This window comes from Aliivibrio friggae (assembly GCF_057368515.1).
The window spans coordinates 2,118,824-2,139,720 of the sequence record NZ_CM170648.1; the positions used below are offsets into that span (position 1 = coordinate 2,118,824).

Genomic DNA, 20,897 nt, shown 5'->3' on the forward strand with positions numbered 1-20,897 from the left:
ATATTATTATAGTTTATTCAAAAAAAACGGGCAGAAGCTCAATGCTCCTGCCCGTCATAGTATGACAGTTGTTAATAGATATTAGTATTGCTTATCAATCTCAAGCGATACATTTTCACCTAATGTGCTGACTGTACTTTCACCGTACCAATCACCTTCTTTAGTCGATACGTTACCATCTTGGTCGATACGAGCTCGAACAATAAAGTTTGGCATATCAGACAGTTTACGCTGCTCAATCATATTGTTGTCATCTGACATCATGATCTTCAACGGGAAACGGCTAAGTGGTATACGAGCCGCAGCAACTGGCATTGCAGAACCATCAGCAGGATGGATCGATACAATCACAACACCTTGCGAAGGTAGCGTTACATTGCTGCCTAAATTAACAGTAATAGGTACTTGCTTACCTATGTTCGCTTCAGGGTTCATCTTAGATTGAGCACGCTCAATACTACGAGTCAACATTTCATAACGAGAATCATCAGGACCAATCAGCATTTGCATTGCTTTCCATGCTGATACTGCACCTTTATAATCTTGACGCTCAAACGAGCTGAACGCTAATAACGATAAGGCACGTAAGTTGGTTGAATCACTACGAAGTACTTGCTTAAGCATTTTCTTAGCTTGATCCGCTTTAGCATCATCACCCGAAAGCATTAACGCTTGAGCATAACCCAATTTAATCTCAACATTTGTTGGCTCTAGTGCATACGCTTTTTTCATCGCACCTACCGACGTATCGATATCACGATTCGACATACCGATACGACCTAATAGGAACCAACCCATCGCATCCTTTGGTTCATTATGTAATTTAGTACGTAATGCCAATGTTAGGTTTGTCATTTCTGAATCACTAAGAGAAACACCTTCAGGATTCATTAATTGCTTAGATAGTTCAGGTAAGCGTGCACTTACTTCTTGCCACTTTTCAATTTTATCGATATTGCCAAACTTAAAGTACAAGCCATAAGAAATTACGATAAAGATAATGATCGAAGGCAGAATAAATAATCGTGCATTCAAGTTATCTTGCTCAGTTTTTTCTTTTGCTGGAATGTCATCTAACAAAGATTGCTTTAGCTCTGTAATTAACTCATCTTGGTTATTCACAAGGCCTTCGGCATCTTCTTCTTTCAATTCAGCTAAGCGATCTTTATAGAAGGCTTTATTCAATTCATCTCGGCGGGCTTCATCATCTTGGTCTTTTGCTTTCCATAAAGGAAGAATGATAAATACCACACCAACAAAAATTAGGGCTAAGGTCGAAATCCAAAACAAAGTCATTTGTTTACCTTCCCATCTTCATTTTTATTCTCATCTAATAGTGCGTTCAAACGTTCTTCATGTTCGTTATCCCACTCTTCTGAATTATCTTCTGCTACTACTTTTGATTTACGGCTACGAAGCACAATAAAACCAAAACCAAACACAAGCACACCTAATGGCCCTAACCATAGGATCAGTGTACCTGCTGTTAGTGGCGGATCGTACGTTACAAAATTACCGTAGCGATCGATCATGTAATCCACAATTTCTTGATCTGATTTGCCTGCTTTGGTCATTTCATACACTTTATGGCGCATGTCTTGAGCAAGCTCAGCACTTGAATCAGCAATATTGTTGTTCTGACACTTAGGGCAACGCAGGGTTTGGCCTAGTTCTTTAAATTGCTGCTCTTGTTCTGGTGAATCAAACTTATACAGATCAATAGTTGCGTAACTTGCTTGCACCGCAAAGAAACTCAATGCGATAGCAGCAAAGCTACGAAGTCCCCATTTACGTAAGCGACTATTCATTATTTAGCCTCCGCAACAAGCTGCTCATACATTGGCTTTAATACTTCATTCCAATTACGATCATTGACATCACCAACGTGACGGTAACGAACGATACCATTGCTGTCGATTAAGAAGGTTTCAGGTGCGCCGTACACACCTAAATCCATGCCTAGCATGCCATCACCATCAAACAGAGTAATCAAGTAAGGGTTACCAAGCTCTCTTAGCCATTGGATTGCCCCTGCACGATCATCTTTATAGTTCATACCAATAATTTTAACGCCTTGAGTTGCAAGGGTATTTAGGTATTTGTGTTCAGCGTAACAAGTTGGACACCATGTCGCCCATACGTTAAGCAATAAAGGCTCACCTTTAAAAATGCTTTGATCGTACAGTTTGCCTTCTTCTGCTAAATCTTCTAAACGAAACTCTGGTACGTGCTTACCAACTAATACTGACTCTAGCTTAGTTGGATCATCACCATTTGAGTTACGTGTTAACTGAGTAGCGAACACGGCAACTAAAATTAAAAACAGAGCTAATGGTGCAAATAAAAACTTCTTATTCATAATTTAAGCTTCCTGTTTTTTATCTGTTTTACGGAAACGGTAGCGCTTATCAGATAATGCTAATATGCCACCAATTGCCATAAATAATGTACCAGCCCAGATCCAACGCACGAATGGTTTGTAGTAGATACGTACAGCCCATGAACGGTTGTCATCTAAACGCTCACCCATTGCAATGTATAAATCACGAGTAAAGCCACGATCAATCGCTGCCTCAGTCATCATTGAACCTGCAGTTTCATAAAAACGTTTTTCAGCATGAAGCGTATTAATCGCTTTACCATCAAGAGTGATATCAAAATCAGCGGTATAACCATCATAGTTAGGACCATCTGTATCACGCACACCAGCAAAGTAGAACTGATATCCGTTCATTTCAATATGCTCACCTGGTGCTAAACGTACATCTTTTTCGATGCTGTAGTTTTGTACCATGGCAATACCGATAATACTCACAGCTAGACCAATGTGTGCAAACATCATTGCCCAGTGACTACGACCAAGTTTAGTTAGACCTACCGCAAAAGTATGACGGTGAGTAGCACGTTCATGCAATTCAAAGCCGTGTAAGATCACTATCCAAAGAGACATCATCCAGCCAAGGTATGGCATGAATTGGAATCTATCAGCAAAGATAACCATAAAGACGGCAGCCAGTGGGATCGTAATCGCACCAGTAATCACCATACGTTTTGCTAAGTGACTTAAGTTATCACGCTTCCAACGGATCAGAGGACCAATACCCATTAAGAAAGCAAATGGGATCATTAACCATGCAAATAACATATCAAAGAATGGCGCACCGATAGAAACCGAACCCAGACCTAATTGTTTATGTACTAGTGGTAATAAGGTACCCACAAGAACGACAACTAATGCCGTCATTAATAGAATGTTGTTAGCTAATAATGCATTTTCACGAGAGAACAGTGAGAAATTACCACGAACTCGTACTGATGCGCCTCTTAGTGCAAACAGCAGTAATGAACCACCGATCACCATGACGAGGAAACCAAGAATGAACATGCCACGAGAAGGATCAGACGCAAAGGCGTGAACTGATACTAAAATGCCAGAACGAACTAGGAACGTACCTAATAAACTTAATGAGAATGCTAAAATCGCCAGTAATACAGTCCACGCTTTAAACGTACCGCGTTTCTCTGTTACTGCTAGTGAGTGCATTAATGCGGTACCAGCAAGCCAAGGCATAAATGATGCGTTTTCTACTGGATCCCAGAACCACCAGCCACCCCAGCCAAGTTCATAATATGCCCACCATGAACCTAGAGAGATACCTACTGTTAGGAATGACCATGCAGCGATTGTCCAAGGACGAGACCAACGAGCCCAAGCCGTATCTAAACGACCAGCCATTAGTGATGCGATAGCGAAAGAGAAAGCAACCGAGAAACCAACATAACCCATATATAGCATTGGTGGGTGAATGATTAGACCCGGATCTTGTAGTAACGGGTTTAAATCACGACCATCAATTGGGAAGAATGGTAGCGTACGCAAGAATGGATTTGATGTAAGAATAATGAACAGTAAGAAACCGACGTTAATCCACCCCATTACTGCTAAAACACGCGCAACCGATTCTTGTGGCATGCCACGGCTAAAGGTAGCAACAGCAACAGTCCAACCTGCTTGGATAAGAACCCAAAGCAATAAAGACCCTTCGTGAGCGCCCCAAACTGCCGTTAAACGGTAATACCAAGGAAGTAAACTGTTTGAGTTACTTGCGACGTATTGCAGTGTGAAATCATTAATGTAGAAAGCCCACATTAAAATACCGAATGATAAGCTTAGGAGTAAAAACATACCCCACGACAATGGCCTTGCACTTTGCATTAACGCTTTATTGCCACGGCTTGCGCCATATAAAGGCAATATACTCAATAGGATAGAAAGTCCTAAAGAAGCTATTAAGGCAAAATGACCGAGTTCTGCGATCATTGACCTGTTCCTTGTTTTTGTTGTTCAGTGTATTGAAGTGGTTCATGAGTCTTTTTCATTGCTTCTGCAATTTCAGGCGGCATGTATTCTTCATCATGCTTAGCCAGTACTTCATGAGCCTTAACTGTGGTTGCATCGACAAGAACACCTTGCGCTACAATACCTTGTCCTTCACGGAATAAGTCAGGAAGAATACCGTTATAAGTAACCGTAACTTCTGGACCAATATCGGCAACTTTAAATGAAACTTCTAAAGATTCGCTATCACGCCTTACAGTACCAGCGACAACCATGCCACCAATACGAAGACGTTGACCAACCTCAGGTTTAGTGCCATCAGGTTTACCGTTAACGAGTTCCGTTGGGGTATAGAATAAATCCATATTTTGATTCAATGCATAAATCATCAAGCCGACTGTTGCACTGACCCCAAAGAATAGAGCAAGGATCAATCCTAGGCGCTTTTTACGTCTTGGATTCATAATGTGTTCTCCATAGTTTTTGCTTTTTTAATTCGTTCTTCTCGTGCCATTTTTTGTTCAATCTCTTTTAGCAATTGACGACGTTTGCCTAAGCTAGAAAATAGAATCCAAAATAATGAAAGAAACGTGGCACCGAATGCGCCCCACACATAAGTGGCGTATCCACCCATGGCTAAAAAATCACTGAATGTATCAAAATGCATTACAATAATTCCTTTTTCTTAACTAACGCTCTAACCCAAGGACGGTGGCTCTCTTTTGCTAAAATTTCATTCCTAAAACGAATAAGAGTCACAGAACCAAAGAAAGTTGCAAAACCAATGATATTTAATAACAAAGGCCACAACATATCGGCAGAAATAGAAGGTTTATCAAACTTTGTGATGCTTGCACCTTGGTGAAGCGTATTCCACCACTCTACTGAGAAGTGAATAATTGGCAGGTTAATCACACCAACAATAGCCAGGATACCTGCTGCACGAGCTGCTGTGCGTTGATCATCAAATGCGTTATATAGTGCCATTACACCTAGGTATAAGAAAAGAAGAATAAGTTCAGATGTTAGACGTGCATCCCATACCCACCATGCGCCCCACATTGGTTTACCCCAAACGGCACCCGTTAATAAGGCAATAAATGTAAATACTGCACCAACAGGAGCCATTGCTGCAGCTGCCATGTCAGAAAGCTTTAACTGCCACACTAAACCAATAAATGCCGCTATCGCCATCGACATATAAGCGCCCATCGACAAAATAGCAGAAGGGACATGGATATAGATAATTCTAAAACTGTCGCCTTGCTGGTAATCAGAAGGGGCAAATGCAAGACCCCAAATCGTACCTACAGTTAAACTGAGAATAGAGATCACCGCAAACCATGGCAGCAGTGTTGTACTTAATTGATACGCTTTTTCTGGTTTAGCGTAAGGATGTAGCCATTTCCACATTGGTTTGTCTCACTTACTTAAATATTAAAATTATAATTATATTTACTGAACACTCACTCGCAGTGCCGAACTAATGGCAAATGGAGTCAATGTTGCGGAGCCCATTAAAAGAGCACCTAAAATCGCTAATTGGCCATTATAAGCCATACCTAAGCTTGCAGCATCAATTGCAGATGTCGCAAAAATTAGAACTGGAATATATAACGGAAGAATAAGAAGACTCAATAATACGCCTCCTTTTTGAAGACCAACCGTTAACGCTACCCCAACCGCACCAAGAAAGCTCAAGGTTGGTGTTCCTAGCAGCAATGTCAAAACAATGGCTAACCATGTATTAAAATCTAATGATAATAGAACCGCTAATAACGGGCTAATGATGATCAATGGCAGACCGGTTAATAACCAATGCGCGACCACTTTAGCTAGAACAAGTATAGATAATGGACTTGGCATTAGCATCATCTGCTCTAGGGATCCGTCTGCAAAGTCATCTCTAAAAAGGCGCTCTAAAGACAATAATGCCGATAACAAAGCAGCAACCCAAACAATACCCGCAGCAATACGCGCCAGTAAATTTGGCTCAGGCCCGATACTTAATGGAAATAGCGTGATCACGATAATAAAAAACCAAAGCGGATTAAGAATATCGGCTTTACGACGAAACGCGATTAATAACTCACGTCGGATAATGGTTGTCATTGAAGCAAACATCTATTCACCTAACCTGATTTTTTTAAGCTCATTACTGTCAGTAAACAGATCCTGATGCGTTGTCAGCAAGACGATCCCACCTTGTTTTGCATGGCTCATAAACAACTGTTCAAGTACTTTAACACCTTGTTTATCAATCGCGGTTAACGGTTCATCTAATACCCATAACTTATGGTTACTCAACCAAAGGCGAGCTAAAGCAACCCGACGCTGTTGACCTGCAGATAATTGCCCTGCAGCTACATCTTCTCGTCCTGCTAAACCCACACGAGCTAATGCATCCCAAATGGCTTCTTCGTTATAATTGCTGTGCATCGATTGATAAAATGCAAGGTTTTCAAATGCCGTTAATTCACGCTTAACACCAGTATGATGACCTAAGAAAAGTAAATCACTATGAAACTCTTCGCGATTTTTCTTTATCGATTCACCATTCCAATAAATATCGCCTTCATCCGCATAACCTAACCCTGCAATAATACGCAGTAATGTGGTTTTACCTGCGCCATTTTGCCCTTCTATCTGAATTAACTCACCATCAGAGATAGTAAAACTTAATTGTTCAAATAGAACGCGTTCATCTCGAATACAGGTAACGTTACGAATTTCTAGCATAAGTATCTATTGTTGAAAAATATTAGGGGCATTCTAGCACAGCAAAAACGGCGAAACTTAGATATAAAACAAATCTATTTAGATAGATAAGTAAATAAGTATGTCATTTAGTTTCAAATTCTTTAATCCCGAAATCCACTAAGAATTCATAGAGTTATAACAATAGATAACCCCTACCACCTTGTGGGTATTTCTGGTTTTTTATACCGAATTCTATAACGAAAAAAGCCCCTTATAAATAAGGAGCTTTAAAATTCATTGGCTATGAGACGCAGTTAGTCTTCGTCTTCGAACCGTAATGGTGGAATCGAGCCTTTACCGCCAGCAATTTTAGCCTGTAAAGACATCATTAACTCAGCTTCTGCTTTTGGCAGCTCACATTCTTCCATTAGCTCGTTAATGCCCGCACCCAACTGAACCAACTTATTGGCTCTTGAATACAAACGACTGTCAGCATCTGTATTTTCAAGCTCGTTTAAGCGCTCATCAAAATGTTGACTCAATTGAGTAATATCCGCAACTTTCTGACCCATATTGATCGAGGCTGTGCGAAATTCAACAAACTGCTTATTAAGCTTTTGCTGCTCATCTTGAAGTTGTTGATTCTGCTTTTGAGCGTGCGTTAATTGCGCTGCTAACTGTACATTCTTGCGTTTTAAGATAACAAAAATTACAAGAACTAAAATTACAGCAGCCGCTGCTAATAGCTCTGAGAGCTGAGTTAAAATATCAACCATTATAGGCTTGCCATGTCATCCCATTCGTCTTCAGACAAAAGTTTGTTAAGGTCTACCAAGATAAGTAATTTGCCTTCACGGTTACTAACGCCCTGAATAAACTTAGAGCTTTCTTCCGTGCCAACACTTGGCGTCGTATCAATTTCTGATGAACGTAAGTATACAACTTCAGCTACGCTATCTACAAGGATACCAATAACCTGACGCTCAGATTCTATAACGATGATACGTGTATTATCTGTGATTTCACCTTGCATTAAGCCAAAGCGTGAACGAGTGTCAATCACGGTTACTACATTACCACGAAGGTTGATAATCCCTAGAACGTAGTCTGGCGCGCCTGGTACTGGTGCGATTTCTGTGTGACGTAATACTTCACGTACTTGCATTACATTGATGCCGTAAGTTTCTTCTTCTAGTTGAAACGTTACCCACTGTAATACTTCATCATTCACTTGATCCTTGCGGATCTCTACTTCATTAATCTGAGACATTCTATTTCCTCGTACTCTTAGAGTTATTTTTACTCTATTCCCTTAATGTCCAGACCGGCATTAAGCATCGTAATCATCGCCTCAACGTGAATTAAGGCACACATCTTCTCTTTTACCATTCCTGATAGCCATGGACGCTTTCCAGCGGTTTCTCGCCAACGAATTCGATCGCTCGTAAGGGTTTCAGTTCCGGCTAACGCATTACACGCTAATCCCCATTTGCTTTCTCCAAGCATAACAAGGTATTGGTAATCTTCTTTATAACTGTCATCTTTAATGCTTTGTGGCATGACCCACTTTGCTGTATCCAAGGCATCTATTTTTGTATCACGGTTATTTTGTAAACCAAGATACCAATCAGGACGACCAATTAAATGGTTTAATTCCGTTATCTGGTGAATACCGCCTAATTGTGCCAATGGAACCGCAAATGTCACGCCCATTACTTCAAAAAAGAGAACTTGAAATTCATCATCATGCTCTGAGTTTTCCCAATCTAGTCCGCTTAACGGCGGTGCTTTACCCGTTTGCGTTTCAAGTTGGATTTCAGTCTCATCACTGGTCTCTTTTTCATTATTCGGTATCACTTCTGAACTATCAATATTGAGCTCAGATGGAAGAGTCACTGTTATTTTATCTGAGATATCCCACGCAGATAAATCGGGCTCTTCTTCTGGTTCTTCAGCAACTAACGCTTCAACAACCGTTTCGGTTTCAACGGTTGTCTGAATAACTGGTTCAACGTCAACAACAGCTTGCTCAGTTTCAATATTGTTTGATACTAAAGCATCAATTTCAATTTGAGCATCAAGTTGTGAGTTTTCTAGCTGACTCAATAAACGCTGAACATCTTCTAATTGAGGTAGCTCAAACGGATAGTCTTCAAAATCATCCGTTTTTGTTGAAAATTGTGGCTGATATTGTGGTTCTGGTGATGCCATTACCACTGACTCTGAATGCCAAGTAATTTCTGGCTCTGGCTCTGGCTCTGGCTCTGGCTCTGGCTCTGGCTCTGGCTCTGGCTCTGGCAGAACAGTATTTACTGCTTCTGAATCCAGCTCAATGGTCTCTTCATCTAACAGTGATGAAAAGTAATCATCAAGAGCCTCTTCACTGGTAAATGCTTTAAAATCAGCCATTAAGCTAATCTCTCCAAATAATTTAATAATGTTTTATAAGCAAAAACACCACGACTATTTGGCGAGACAAATGACGGCGGCATTCTTTTTAGACTGGCATCTCTAAACTTAGTATCAATCGGCACAGCTGATGCCCATACTTGATCTGAATATGTCGATTTCAGTTCCATTAGTGTCTGTAATGACGCATTAGTTCGTTTATCGTACATGGTTGGAATAATGGTAACATCGAACAAAGACGGTTTATTTCTCTGCATGATGTTTAGTGTTCTCATCATTCTCTCTAGCCCTTTCATTGCTAGAAACTCAGTCTGTACTGGAATCAAAATACGAGTGCTTGCCGCTAGTGCATTAACCATCATTACCCCTAAAATAGGAGGACAATCAATCAATACATAATCGTACTCATCTTCTAATGCTTTTAAAGCGCGTTTAAGTACTAATCCCATGCCGTTACGGTTACCCATAACACGATCTAATGTTGCAAGAGACATATGTGCAGGGATAATATCTAACCCTGGAATGTCACTTTTTAAAACAAATGGCATAACGCTTGTTTTATTGATCGTTGGCAATTGGAACAACTCAAATAAGCTGCAAGGCAAATCGTCTGAATCATAGCCTAAATACGTAGTTAACGAACCGTGAGGATCCGTATCTACCATAAGCACACGCTTACCGCGCTGAGAAAGTAAACCAGCTAAGGTAATCGTTGTTGTTGTTTTACCAACCCCACCTTTCTGGTTTGCTACGCTCCAGACAATCATTGCTATTTCCTACTTTAATCCCACTTCAACGAGCATTCTTTCTGCTACACGTTCAAGTGGTAAACTTTCTGATGATAAGCCTGCTTTATCTATCGCTTGAGGCATACCATAAACAACACAACTTTGCTCATCTTGAGACCAGATAGTCGCACCTGCCGCTTTTAGCATTCGACAGCCTTCACGACCATCAGCACCCATTCCTGTCAGGATCATAGAAAGTACTTTATCGCCATACACCTTAGCAGCAGATCCAAAAGTAACATCTACGCAGGGCTTGTAGTTCATGCGTTCACCGCCATCTAAGATCTTCAAACGAGAAGACCCGGGACGACCATCAACCATCATCTGCAAGCCACCGGGAGCAAGATAAGCACAACCAGGTTTAAGAACATCCCCATCTTGGGCTTCTTTCACTTGGATTTTACACAAGTTATTTAATCGTGCTGCAAAGGCCGCGGTAAAGGTTGCAGGCATATGCTGAACCAAAATAATCGGATGCGGATAATTAGCAGGAATAGCGGTTAGTATCTTTTGTAATGCAACAGGACCTCCCGTTGAAGTCCCGATAGCCGTTAATTGATACTTTTTGCCTGTCGCTTTAAAACGCTGACCTACAGGAGCTACTGGTGTATTTTTGACTGGCGCTGCTGATGTTAAAGCCGCAGAACGAGTCGTTGTTGCTCGTGTTGTTGGTGCTATTGCTGCTGTTGCTGTCTGCGATGCCAATAAAGGACGACGCATAAATGACTTTTTACGTGCAATTTCAGCAATACGTTTTTGCAATAAGCTTACTGCTTCGTCTCTATTGCGTGCTATATCTTCAAATTTCTTAGGTAAGAAATCCAAAGCTCCAGCATCTAAAGCATCAAGTGTTGCCTTAGCGCCATCATGAGTAAGAGAAGAAAACATCAACGTCGGCGTTGGACAGACCTTCATGATTTCTTTCACCGCAGAGATGCCATCCATTACCGGCATCTCAATATCCATGGTGATAACATCTGGCTTTAGTAATTTCGCTTTTTCTACCGCTTCTTTACCGTTAACCGCAACATCGATCACCTCAAGACGAGGATCGGCATTAATGATTTCACTAACTCTACGACGAAAAAAACTTGAATCATCAACAACTAATACTTTTATTGCCATGTTAATCCTTGTTCATTAACACATACGAACTGCGTAACGTTTTAGCAAATTTGGAACATCAAGGATCAATGCAATATGTCCATCAGATGTGATGGTCGCACCTGCCATTCCTGGCGTACCTTGCAGTAGTTCATCAAGAGGTTTAATGACCACTTCTTCTTGACCAATCAGCGTATCCACAACAAAACCAACTCGTTGTGCTCCTAATTGAATAATAACCACATGACCTAGTCCTTTACGTTCTGTTTGGCGAGAACCTTTAACTAACCAGTCTTGTAAGAAGAACAGTGGAATCGATTTTTCACGGACAATCGTCGTTAACTGACCATCAACCATGTTTGTTTTCGATAAATCAAGATGGAAAATTTCGTTTACACTAGCTAAAGGTAATGCGAATGGTTGATTCGCAACACCTACCATTAGAGTAGGAAGAATCGCTAGTGTTAGTGGCACTTTGATTACGATCTTTGTGCCTTCACCCATACTTGAATCAATATCAATAGAACCGTTTAGTTGGTTGATTGCAGTTTTAACTACATCCATGCCTACACCACGACCTGAGATATCTGAAATTTCAGTCTTAGTTGAGAAACCAGGAGCAAAAATTAAGTTATAACACTCTTTATTGGTTAATCGAGATGCTGCATCTGTATCCATTAAACCACGTGTTACGGCAATGCCACGAAGTTTATCCGCATCCATACCACCACCATCATCAATGATGCTTAATAGAATGTGATCACCTTCTTGAGAAGCAGATAAGATCACTTTACCGGTGCGATCTTTACCTGTTTTAGCTCGCACGTCTGGCATTTCAATACCATGGTCCACAGAGTTACGTACTAAGTGAATCAATGGATCAGCAAGCGCTTCAACCAAGTTTTTATCTAAATCTGTTTCTTCACCGCGCATTTCTAGCACGATGTCTTTTTTCAATGCTCGAGCTAAATCACGTACAACTCGAGGGAATCGACCAAATACTTTCTTAATTGGTTGCATACGTGTTTTCATTACTGCACCTTGTAGATCGGCAGTAACGACATCTAAATTTGAAACCGCTTTTGACATTTCTTCGTCATTGCTATTCAAACCTAAACTAACCAAACGGTTACGTACTAATACAAGCTCACCCACCATATTCATGATGTTATCTAGTGTAGATGTATCAACACGAACTGTACTCTCAGCCTGTGGCTTAGACTGTGGTTTAGCCGGCGCTTTAGCTACAGGCTTGACTTCAGGAGCTTGAGTTCTTGTTGCTACAGGAGCCGTTGTTCGTGTTGGCGCTTCTTGTGCGACAGAAGCTGGTGCTACCGAAGCCATTGCTGCCGCTGGTTTTACTGCTTGTTCAAGCTCTTCATCTGTTGGTCCCTTACCTGAACCATGTAGCTGATCTAACAGTTTTTCAAATTCATCATCGCTCATGAGATCTGAATCACCGGCTAACACTTCATCAACAGATTTTACATCTGCAGCTGGTGCTACTGGCGACTTACTTGGGCTTTGGCCTGAACCATGAAGCTCATCAAGTAAACGTTCAAATTCATCATCAGTAATATCGCCATCTGACATACTACTATTTGAGATTGATACCGTAGGTGCTGCTGGAGCTGGTGTTGCTACGACAGCTGATGGCGCAGTACCTTTTCCATGTAATTCGTCTAATAACTTTTCGAATTCGTCTTCAGTAATGTCATCCACGGAATCGTGCAAATTATTAGCTGGACTTTCAACAACCACATCTTCAACAACAGGAACTGCAATAGCTTTTTCAACGGCTAATGCCGCTTCATCTTCTGATGTAGGCTTACTTAGTCGATGTAACTCATCAAGAAGTCGCTGCTCTGCAGGTTGTAATGCTTCGCCATTCTGAACCGAAACAAACATAACATTAACGTTATCTAAGGTTTCAAGAATAGTATCCATTAACTCAGAAGTAACTTTACGCTTACCAGTTCTAAGAATATCGAACACATTTTCCGCACCATGACACGCATCAACTAACTCAGTTAATGAAAGAAAGCCTGCGCCGCCCTTTACTGTATGGAAACCACGAAAAATAGCATTTAATAGCTCAGAGTCATCAGGACGCTGCTCTAATTCAACTAATTGTTCAGAAAGAAGCTCAAGAATTTCTCCTGCTTCAATTAAGAAATCTTGCAGGATGTCTTCATCCATTTCAAAGCTCATAATATTCCTCTAAAATCCTAGACTGGCTAATAGGTCATCAACATCATCTTGTGACGCAACAGCATCTTCACGTTCATGCGGGTTTAAGATAGGGCCTTCGGCTTTAGAAGGTTTTTCTTTCCCTTCTTCCTTACCAAGCTGCTCTTCAACTTTAAATAAAGTCAAAATATCAACCAGTCGGTCTTCAACTTCTTGAACTAGCGTAATAACTCGTTTAATAATTTGTCCGGTAAGATCTTGAAAGTCTTGTGCCATTAAGATATTAGTCAATTCATTACGTAACTCTGAACTATTACCTTCAACTTGAGTTAATAATCCATCAATGTTGTGACATAAGGCTTTAAATTGAGCGAGCTCAATACGGCCTTTCATTAAACTGTTCCACTGTGGGCGAACCTGCAACAAGCCTTCATGCAACTCGTCAGCAATAGGTAATGAACGGTCCACAGCATCCATAGTTTTATTGGCGGCCATCTCCGTTTTATCAATCACATATTGCAAACGATCACGTGCATCAGGTATCTCATCATTCGCAATAGCAACCACACGATGATCAAGCTTAAAGTTCTTTAATGACTCATGAAGATCACGAGTTAAAGACCCTATCTCTTGCAACATTGGAGGTTCACTAGAAACGGCGAATGAAGCGACAAATTGATCCGCTTCTTCTTGCTTGCCTGCTTCTAATAAAGCAACAAGCTCTTTGGCATCAGTTAATGAAATCATCTTATTAGTTAATCCTTACCGAGCAACATTGACTTATAAACGTTCAAAAATCTTGTCTAATTTTTCTTTCAATGTTGCCGCTGTAAATGGTTTAACAATGTAGCCATTTACGCCAGCTTGAGCCGCTTCAATGATCTGTTCGCGTTTTGCTTCTGCTGTGATCATTAATACAGGTAAATGCTTTAATTCGTCATCGGCACGAATTGTTTTTAGCAAGTCGATCCCTTGCATCCCTGGCATGTTCCAATCTGTTACTACAAAATCGAAACCACCTTTTTTAAGCAGTGGTAATGCTGTTAAACCATCATCCGCTTCTTGAGTGTTATTAAAACCTAAGTCACGTAATAAGTTTTTTACAATACGGCGCATTGTTGAGAAATCGTCAACAATAAGGATCTTCATGTTTTTATTCAAAATCGCCTCCAGTGAGGGCAAAGTAACGGGATTTAATTATTCTACTGTCCAAGTTGATAACTTGGCCCGTAGTCGTTGCATTGATTGGCTATGTATTTGGCTAACACGAGATTCGCTTACACCAATAACGGCACCAATTTCTTTTAGGTTTAACTCTTCATCGTAGTAAAGAGATAAAACCAAAGCTTCTCTTTCTGGAAGTGTTTTAATCGCTTCCACAAGAGCCACTCTAAAGTGTTCGTCGGCAACACCTTGAAATGGAATATTATCGTCGGCTTGTTCTTCTGTTGTTATTACATCATCAGAAACACCTAAATCTTCCATGCCGACCAGTTTACCGCAATTTACATCATTAAGTATCTGATAATACTGATCTAAGGGTAATTCTAAATGCTCAGCTATCTCTTTATCGGTCGGTTCACGAGAAAGTTTAGCTTCAAGAGCTTTAATTGCTGCATTTACCATTCGACTATTTTTATGAACAGAGCGAGGAACCCAGTCTCCACGTCGAATTTCATCCAACATTGAGCCACGAATTCGGATACCGGCGTAAGTTTCAAAACTTGCGCCCTTACTGCCATCATAATTTTTCTGGGCTTCTAACAGACCGATCATGCCAGACTGAATAAGATCATCAACCAATACACTCGCAGGTAATCTGGCCATTAAATGATGGGCAATGCGTTTCACTAAATCAGAATATCTTTCTAAAAATGCTTTCTGACTGTTTACATTGCCTTTATGATCGTATGTTAAGCCATCAGACATAATCGTCCTCTACTTCACTTGATTTTTCATTTCGTAATAATTTCTCTACGAAAAACTCCAAATGGCCACTTGGAACCTTTGGTACTGGCCAAGTCACCACTTTATTTGCTAACGATTTCATCGCTAACGCTGCTGGAGAGCGAGGATAAGCATCTACAACAACTTTTTGTTTTCTAACAGATAAGCGTACTTTCTCATCCAAAGGAATACAAGCGACAAGTTCCATATTTGCAGACAAGAAGCGATCCGTAACTAAAGTTAACTTAGCAAACAATTCTCGACCTTCTCGATAGCTTCTTACCATATTCGAAACAATTTTAAAACGTTGAACATTATGTTCTCGGTTTAGCAATTTGATCAATGCATAAGCATCAGTAATAGATGTCGGCTCATCACAAACAACCACAAGTACATCTTGAGCTGCGCGTGAAAAACTTGTTACCATATCAGAGATACCAGCAGCCGTATCGATTAGTAATATATCAATTTCTTCTTCTAAACTACTAAAAGCACGAATAAGTCCTGCATGCTGCGCTGGTGTTAGCTCTGCCATCGATTTTGAACCTGAAGTAGCAGGAATTAATTTAACTCCGTATGGCCCTTCAACGATAATATCTTGTAAATCACATTCGCCATCAAGTACATGGCCTAGGTTTTTATGTGCTCGTACACCGAGCATAATATCAATATTTGCTAAACCAAGATCACCATCAAGTACCATCACTTTCTTTCCTTGCTGAGCAAGTGATAATGCTAAATTCAATGTTACGTTTGTTTTACCTACGCCGCCTTTACCACCCGTTACGGCAACCACTTTGGTCAACGTAGGTTTAGTCAATCGTCGTAATCCACTAGCCTGATCGTATATATTATTATCAATCATAAGTTGTCTGCCTCTGGCGTGTCACTATTCCAGAAATGAGGGTCCTTTTCCGTCGTCTTTTCTAGTAATTCATTTGCTTTTGCTACTAAGTATTTTGGTTGTGCAAGTACAATATCTTCCGGCACTCGTTGTCCATTAGCAATGTAGGCAATAGGCAATCCGTTTTCAATAGTTACACTAATCAGCTCACCTAAACTTAGTGATTCATCAATCTTACTTAAAATGCATCCCGATAATGGAATACGTTTAAAATGATCTATCGTTTCTTGTAAAACTCGTCGCTGCGCTGTCGCAGGCATAACTAAATAGCTGCTGATCTGTGAGCCACTGTGTTCCATTAAAGTATCTAACTGCTCAGTCAATCGAACATCTCGTTGACCCATTCCTGCTGTATCAACAAGAATTAGTCGGCGATTACGCAGTTGATATAATACTGCAGCTAATTCATCGGCATCTTTTGCGATACGTACTGGGCACCCCATAATACGACCATAAATAGCTAATTGCTCTTGAGCACCGATTCTGAAAGTATCTGTTGTAACTAGCGCAACTTGGTCTGAACCATATTCCATTGCAGCTCTTGCTGCTAGTTTTGCAATTGTCGTTGTTTTACCGACACCTGTTGGGCCTAATAACGCAACAATGCCTCCACGAGATAAGGTATCTACTTTAGAGGTTGGGATCTGCTCTGCAAGTAATTTAAGTAAAGCTGACCATGCATCTTTAGGGTCGGTATCTTCTGGAATATAGCACGCAAGCTGATCGGCTAGCTCTGCTGATAAACCCATTTTCTCTAAACGTTTAATTAGCATCGCACGCAATGGCTCACGTCTTTCAACTTCTTGCCACATTAAGCCTGAAACTTGATGCTCTAATAAACGACGAATAGACGACATTTCTGAACGCATGTTTTCTAAATCTTCATTAGAGTCATGCATAGAGCGTCGACCTTTCTCATAACGAGAAGGGTCTAATTTTGGTTGTGCTGGTGCGTTTTTTTGCCCAATTGGATCATCTGAAATTAGGTGCGCTAAATTTGGATTATTTTGAATCGCACGAGTCATTCCTGATGTATCTAATTTAGAAATTTGGGGCTTTACTGATGAATAAGATTCTGTCGGTTTATTTTGAAATTTAGACTGACGCTTTAACAAAGCCGCTAAGCTGTCTTCTTCTCGCTCAGCATTTTTAGGCTCAGATACATTTGAGTCCGAATTAGACCCCGCATTTGAACCATATTGTTTGATCATATTTGCAAAACGACGTGTCATTGACCCTTTTCCAACACTCACTTTATCCTCTTCAATACGGCGAGGGGCTTGTGTTGATAACGATCCTTGCTCTGCACTAGGATCAATCGCTGCAACGATCTCAATACCACCAGTTACTTTTTTATTTGACATAATGACAGCATCGACGCCAAGCTCTTCTTTTACTTGAACCAGAGCTGAACGCATGTCTTTTGCAAAAAATCGTTTAATTTTCAATATCGTATTCCTGCGCTAAATAAGTCGACACAATTAATTACCAACGGCTTGAACTATTCTTATTTGCTTCTCATCTGGAATTTCTTGATAAGAAAGAACTCGTAAATTAGGAATAGTATTTTTAACAAACTTCGCTAGCGTCGAACGTAACACCCCTGAAGTCAATAAGACCGCGGCTTCTCCTTTTAACTCTTGCTCTTGAGTCGCAAGTGTTAAAGAAGTTTGTAAACGCTCAGCTAATCCAGGCTCAATACCAGTGCTTTCACCGCCTGATGCCTGCATGGTTTGATGCAATATTTGTTCCAACTCAGGAATTAAGGTTATAACAGGCATTTCTGCCTCTATACCATTGATTTCTTGAACAATTAGTCGTTTCAATGAAATTCGAACTGCCGCCGTCAAAATGTCAGGTTCTTGACTTTTTGGCGCATATTCCGACAAAGTTTGGACAATGGTTCGAATATCACGAACTGGAATTGCTTCATTCAATAAATTCTGAAGCACTTTCACCACAGCACCTAATGGTAATTGTTCAGGAACTAATCCTTCTACCAGTTTAGGTGAACTTTGTGAAAGCAGCTCTAATAAATTCTGAACTTCTTCATGCCCAAGCAGTTGTGCTGCATTATTGGTTAATAACTGGCTTAAGTGTGTAGCTAATACAGTTGCAGCATCAACTACCGTATACCCTAGTGCTTGAGCGTGTTCTCTTTGCTCAGCATTAATCCACACTGCTTCTAAACCAAAAGCAGGATCAAATGTTGGTTCACCTTCAATAGCACCATACACTTGGCCAGGGTTAATCGCTAATTCTTTGTCTGGTCTAATTTCCGCCTCACCTCCCGCAACCCCCATTAAGGTTATACGGTATACGTTTGGTGGTAGTTCTAAGTTATCTCGAATATGAACCGCTGGTACTAAGAAACCAAAGTCTTGGGATAATTTTTTACGAACCCCTTTAACGCGATCAAGTAATTCACCACCTTGCTCTTTATCTACCATTGGAATTAAGCGATAGCCCACTTCAAGCCCAATAACATCAACAGGTTGAACATCATCCCATGATAGCTCTTTTGGTTTTGATGATGATATTTCCATTGGCGGAGCGGCTTTTTTATCTTCACTTTCTTGTGTTTTCTTCTTCGTTAGATAATACGCCCAACCACCAGCAAGAAGTGCAAGTAAGATAAATGGAAAATGCGGCATCCCAGGGACAATACCCATTACAAACATAATACCTGCGGTTACCATTAGTGCTTTAGGGTTATCAACGAGTTGGAATACTAATTGTTCACCCATATCTTCATCTGTGTTCTGGCGAGTAACCATGATCGCCGCACCGATAGACAGTAGTAACGATGGGATTTGAGCAACTAGACCATCACCTATGGTTAACAATGTGTAGATTTGGATTGCTTCACCAAAACCTAAATCAAATTGCGCCATACCAATAGCAAGGCCACCAATAATGTTGATAAATAGAATAAGGATACCTGCAATTGCGTCCCCTTTTACAAATTTTGAAGCACCATCCATTGAACCGTAGAAATCAGCTTCTTTCGTAACTTCAAAACGACGCGTTCTTGCTTGTTCTTGATCGATTAATCCAGCGTTCAAATCCGCATCAATCGCCATTTGTTTACCTGGTAATGCATCCAAGGTAAAACGTGCGCTTACTTCTGAAATACGACCCGCACCTTTGGTTACAACCATAAAGTTAATAATCATCAAGATAATAAATACGATCAAGCCCACGGCATAGTTACCGCCAATAACTACATTACCAAACGCATCGATTACGTTACCCGCAGCTCCAGGCCCTTCATGACCATGCAGCAATACCACACGCGTAGATGCAACGTTTAAGGCTAAACGGAGTAACGTTGACACTAGAAGAATTGTTGGAAAGGCTGCAAAATCTAGTGGACGTCGGGTATAGATAGTTACTAATAAAACAACCATTGCGAGAGCAATATTAAAAGTAAACATCAAATCGAGTAAGAATGCAGGTATTGGTAAGATCACCATAGCTAAGGTGGATAGCACCAATATTGGAGCACCTATTGGTGGTAAACGCTTACCTTGTAAGAAAGATAACTTATTTGGGAGTGGCATTTGAAATTTCATTAATTCCGCTTCTTATACTCGATTCTACTGTCAGTGTTCTAACAATAAATAACTAATCACATGAACTCGATCCCTACAAAGCAAATTTCGAGCCAGATTAATGTCACTTTTTTGGCTTTGTGGTATCACTTTTCTGACAGATATAACAGTAATCACAAAACTTAAATTAAGCACTTAATTTTTAAGGAAAAAGATCAATCTAGATTGAATATTATCGCGTCATTTGTATAATTATATTAATTATTTCTTTATCTGGTAGTAGCATGGCTGATGTATCTCTTAGTACTAATCAAAATGTACTGAATAAAATGGATATCGGCGGTAGGGTCATTATCGAAGTTACATGTCCAAATGGGCAATCAGCTCAAGCAAGTTCAATATTAGTTGGGTTTAAAAAAGGCCAATATATATTTATTGATTATCCTGCATCTCCCCCATTAGAGTTCAACAAAATCTACTTAGAAGGGGCTGAAGTTACTTTTAGGGCTGTGACTAATACGACACATCGAGATGTTATTGCATTTAGAACTCAAATCCACTCGGTGATTTACCGTCCTATGGAGATGATCTGCCTTCATGCGCCAAGCAGTATCTCAATGAGACAGATCCGAACTCATCAGCGACTTGATACAGAGTTTTCATGTAACTTAGCGGTAGGAAATCATAATCTGACTGGGCGAATGGTCGACTTTTCTGCTGGCGGGTGTGCGGTTTCACTGCCTGCAAAACTCAACGCCAACAACCTTATTAATCAAAAGGTTACAATCTCAATTGAGCTTGACGGGGTAGAGCCAATCTCGGTAAAAGGAGAGATAAAAAATGTCGAAGCAAAAGAGAACCAATCAAAACTGGGAGTAATGTTTGAGCTAAATAGCCTTAGTGAATCCGAGTTACAAACCCTTCATCACCAATGCATTCTTAAAAGCTGGTCTGTATAAAAA

22 protein-coding genes are annotated in these 20,897 nt (G+C 40.4%); 1 reads left to right on the top strand and 21 read right to left on the bottom strand.

Going from position 1 to position 20,897, the window contains the following annotated elements; all coding sequences use genetic code 11:
- Positions 1-81: 81 nt before the first annotated feature.
- The 21 genes from ccmI to flhA form a co-directional block, all read right to left on the bottom strand.
- Positions 82-1,296, bottom strand: coding sequence for a c-type cytochrome biogenesis protein CcmI (ccmI, locus tag AC2INI_RS09825; protein ID WP_486304727.1), 1,215 nt, complete (start codon positions 1,294-1,296; stop codon positions 82-84).
- Complete coding sequence (locus AC2INI_RS09830; protein ID WP_486304728.1) at positions 1,293-1,808, bottom strand: cytochrome c-type biogenesis protein; 516 nt, start codon at positions 1,806-1,808, stop codon at positions 1,293-1,295. The genes ccmI and AC2INI_RS09830 overlap by 4 nt, the downstream gene beginning before the upstream one ends.
- The gene (locus AC2INI_RS09835; protein ID WP_122034090.1) at positions 1,808-2,359 is read right to left on the bottom strand and encodes a DsbE family thiol:disulfide interchange protein; all 552 of its coding nucleotides are present in this window, start codon (positions 2,357-2,359) and stop codon (positions 1,808-1,810) included. Before AC2INI_RS09835 ends, AC2INI_RS09830 begins: the two co-directional genes overlap by 1 nt.
- A 3-nt stretch (positions 2,360-2,362) precedes the next feature.
- On the bottom strand, positions 2,363-4,321 hold the full coding sequence (locus tag AC2INI_RS09840) for a heme lyase CcmF/NrfE family subunit (protein ID WP_486304729.1): 1,959 nt from the start codon (positions 4,319-4,321) through the stop codon (positions 2,363-2,365).
- Positions 4,318-4,803 (bottom strand): cytochrome c maturation protein CcmE, encoded by a 486-nt coding sequence (ccmE, locus tag AC2INI_RS09845; protein WP_486304730.1) that lies wholly within the window; start codon positions 4,801-4,803, stop codon positions 4,318-4,320. The genes AC2INI_RS09840 and ccmE overlap by 4 nt, the downstream gene beginning before the upstream one ends.
- The gene (gene ccmD / locus AC2INI_RS09850; protein ID WP_005420294.1) at positions 4,800-5,006 is read right to left on the bottom strand and encodes a heme exporter protein CcmD; all 207 of its coding nucleotides are present in this window, start codon (positions 5,004-5,006) and stop codon (positions 4,800-4,802) included. The genes ccmE and ccmD overlap by 4 nt, the downstream gene beginning before the upstream one ends.
- Positions 5,006-5,752, bottom strand: coding sequence for a heme ABC transporter permease (locus tag AC2INI_RS09855; RefSeq protein ID WP_122034097.1), 747 nt, complete (start codon positions 5,750-5,752; stop codon positions 5,006-5,008). The genes ccmD and AC2INI_RS09855 overlap by 1 nt, the downstream gene beginning before the upstream one ends.
- A gap of 42 nt (positions 5,753-5,794) precedes the next feature.
- Positions 5,795-6,463 carry a heme exporter protein CcmB gene (gene ccmB / locus AC2INI_RS09860; protein WP_045102604.1) on the bottom strand — a complete coding sequence of 223 codons (669 nt, stop codon included), beginning with the start codon at positions 6,461-6,463 and terminating at the stop codon, positions 5,795-5,797.
- A complete protein-coding gene (gene ccmA / locus AC2INI_RS09865) occupies positions 6,464-7,078 on the bottom strand; it encodes a cytochrome c biogenesis heme-transporting ATPase CcmA (RefSeq protein WP_045102605.1) in 615 nt (204 codons plus the stop codon). It lies immediately after the preceding gene.
- Between the two features lie 275 nt (positions 7,079-7,353).
- On the bottom strand, positions 7,354-7,815 hold the full coding sequence (locus AC2INI_RS09870; protein ID WP_486304731.1) for a DUF2802 domain-containing protein: 462 nt from the start codon (positions 7,813-7,815) through the stop codon (positions 7,354-7,356).
- Positions 7,815-8,309 (bottom strand): chemotaxis protein CheW, encoded by a 495-nt coding sequence (locus tag AC2INI_RS09875; protein WP_122034102.1) that lies wholly within the window; start codon positions 8,307-8,309, stop codon positions 7,815-7,817. Before AC2INI_RS09875 ends, AC2INI_RS09870 begins: the two co-directional genes overlap by 1 nt.
- Before the next feature lie 29 nt (positions 8,310-8,338).
- On the bottom strand, positions 8,339-9,448 hold the full coding sequence (locus AC2INI_RS09880) for a chemotaxis protein CheW (protein ID WP_486304732.1): 1,110 nt from the start codon (positions 9,446-9,448) through the stop codon (positions 8,339-8,341).
- Positions 9,448-10,215, bottom strand: a complete 768-nt coding sequence (locus AC2INI_RS09885) for a ParA family protein (protein WP_486304733.1) — start codon at positions 10,213-10,215, stop codon at positions 9,448-9,450. The genes AC2INI_RS09880 and AC2INI_RS09885 overlap by 1 nt, the downstream gene beginning before the upstream one ends.
- 9 nt (positions 10,216-10,224) lie before the next feature.
- Positions 10,225-11,361 (bottom strand): protein-glutamate methylesterase/protein-glutamine glutaminase, encoded by a 1,137-nt coding sequence (locus tag AC2INI_RS09890; RefSeq protein ID WP_486304734.1) that lies wholly within the window; start codon positions 11,359-11,361, stop codon positions 10,225-10,227.
- Between the two features lie 15 nt (positions 11,362-11,376).
- The gene (locus tag AC2INI_RS09895) at positions 11,377-13,551 is read right to left on the bottom strand and encodes a chemotaxis protein CheA (RefSeq protein ID WP_486304735.1); all 2,175 of its coding nucleotides are present in this window, start codon (positions 13,549-13,551) and stop codon (positions 11,377-11,379) included.
- A 9-nt stretch (positions 13,552-13,560) separates the two neighbouring features.
- Positions 13,561-14,277, bottom strand: a complete 717-nt coding sequence (locus AC2INI_RS09900; protein ID WP_122034112.1) for a protein phosphatase CheZ — start codon at positions 14,275-14,277, stop codon at positions 13,561-13,563.
- A 33-nt stretch (positions 14,278-14,310) separates the two neighbouring features.
- Complete coding sequence (gene cheY / locus AC2INI_RS09905; RefSeq protein ID WP_011262352.1) at positions 14,311-14,679, bottom strand: chemotaxis response regulator CheY; 369 nt, start codon at positions 14,677-14,679, stop codon at positions 14,311-14,313.
- A 48-nt stretch (positions 14,680-14,727) separates the two neighbouring features.
- Positions 14,728-15,459, bottom strand: coding sequence for an RNA polymerase sigma factor FliA (locus AC2INI_RS09910; protein WP_122034114.1), 732 nt, complete (start codon positions 15,457-15,459; stop codon positions 14,728-14,730).
- Complete coding sequence (locus AC2INI_RS09915; protein WP_122034117.1) at positions 15,452-16,342, bottom strand: MinD/ParA family protein; 891 nt, start codon at positions 16,340-16,342, stop codon at positions 15,452-15,454. The genes AC2INI_RS09910 and AC2INI_RS09915 overlap by 8 nt, the downstream gene beginning before the upstream one ends.
- Positions 16,339-17,829 carry a flagellar biosynthesis GTPase FlhF gene (gene flhF / locus AC2INI_RS09920; protein WP_486304736.1) on the bottom strand — a complete coding sequence of 497 codons (1,491 nt, stop codon included), beginning with the start codon at positions 17,827-17,829 and terminating at the stop codon, positions 16,339-16,341. The genes AC2INI_RS09915 and flhF overlap by 4 nt, the downstream gene beginning before the upstream one ends.
- A 33-nt stretch (positions 17,830-17,862) precedes the next feature.
- A complete protein-coding gene (gene flhA, locus AC2INI_RS09925) occupies positions 17,863-19,956 on the bottom strand; it encodes a flagellar biosynthesis protein FlhA (RefSeq protein WP_122034121.1) in 2,094 nt (697 codons plus the stop codon).
- A 263-nt stretch (positions 19,957-20,219) separates the two neighbouring features.
- Between flhA and AC2INI_RS09930 the strand changes: the two genes are divergently transcribed.
- Positions 20,220-20,894, top strand: coding sequence for a flagellar brake protein (locus tag AC2INI_RS09930; RefSeq protein WP_486304737.1), 675 nt, complete (start codon positions 20,220-20,222; stop codon positions 20,892-20,894).
- Positions 20,895-20,897: the final 3 nt, after the last annotated feature.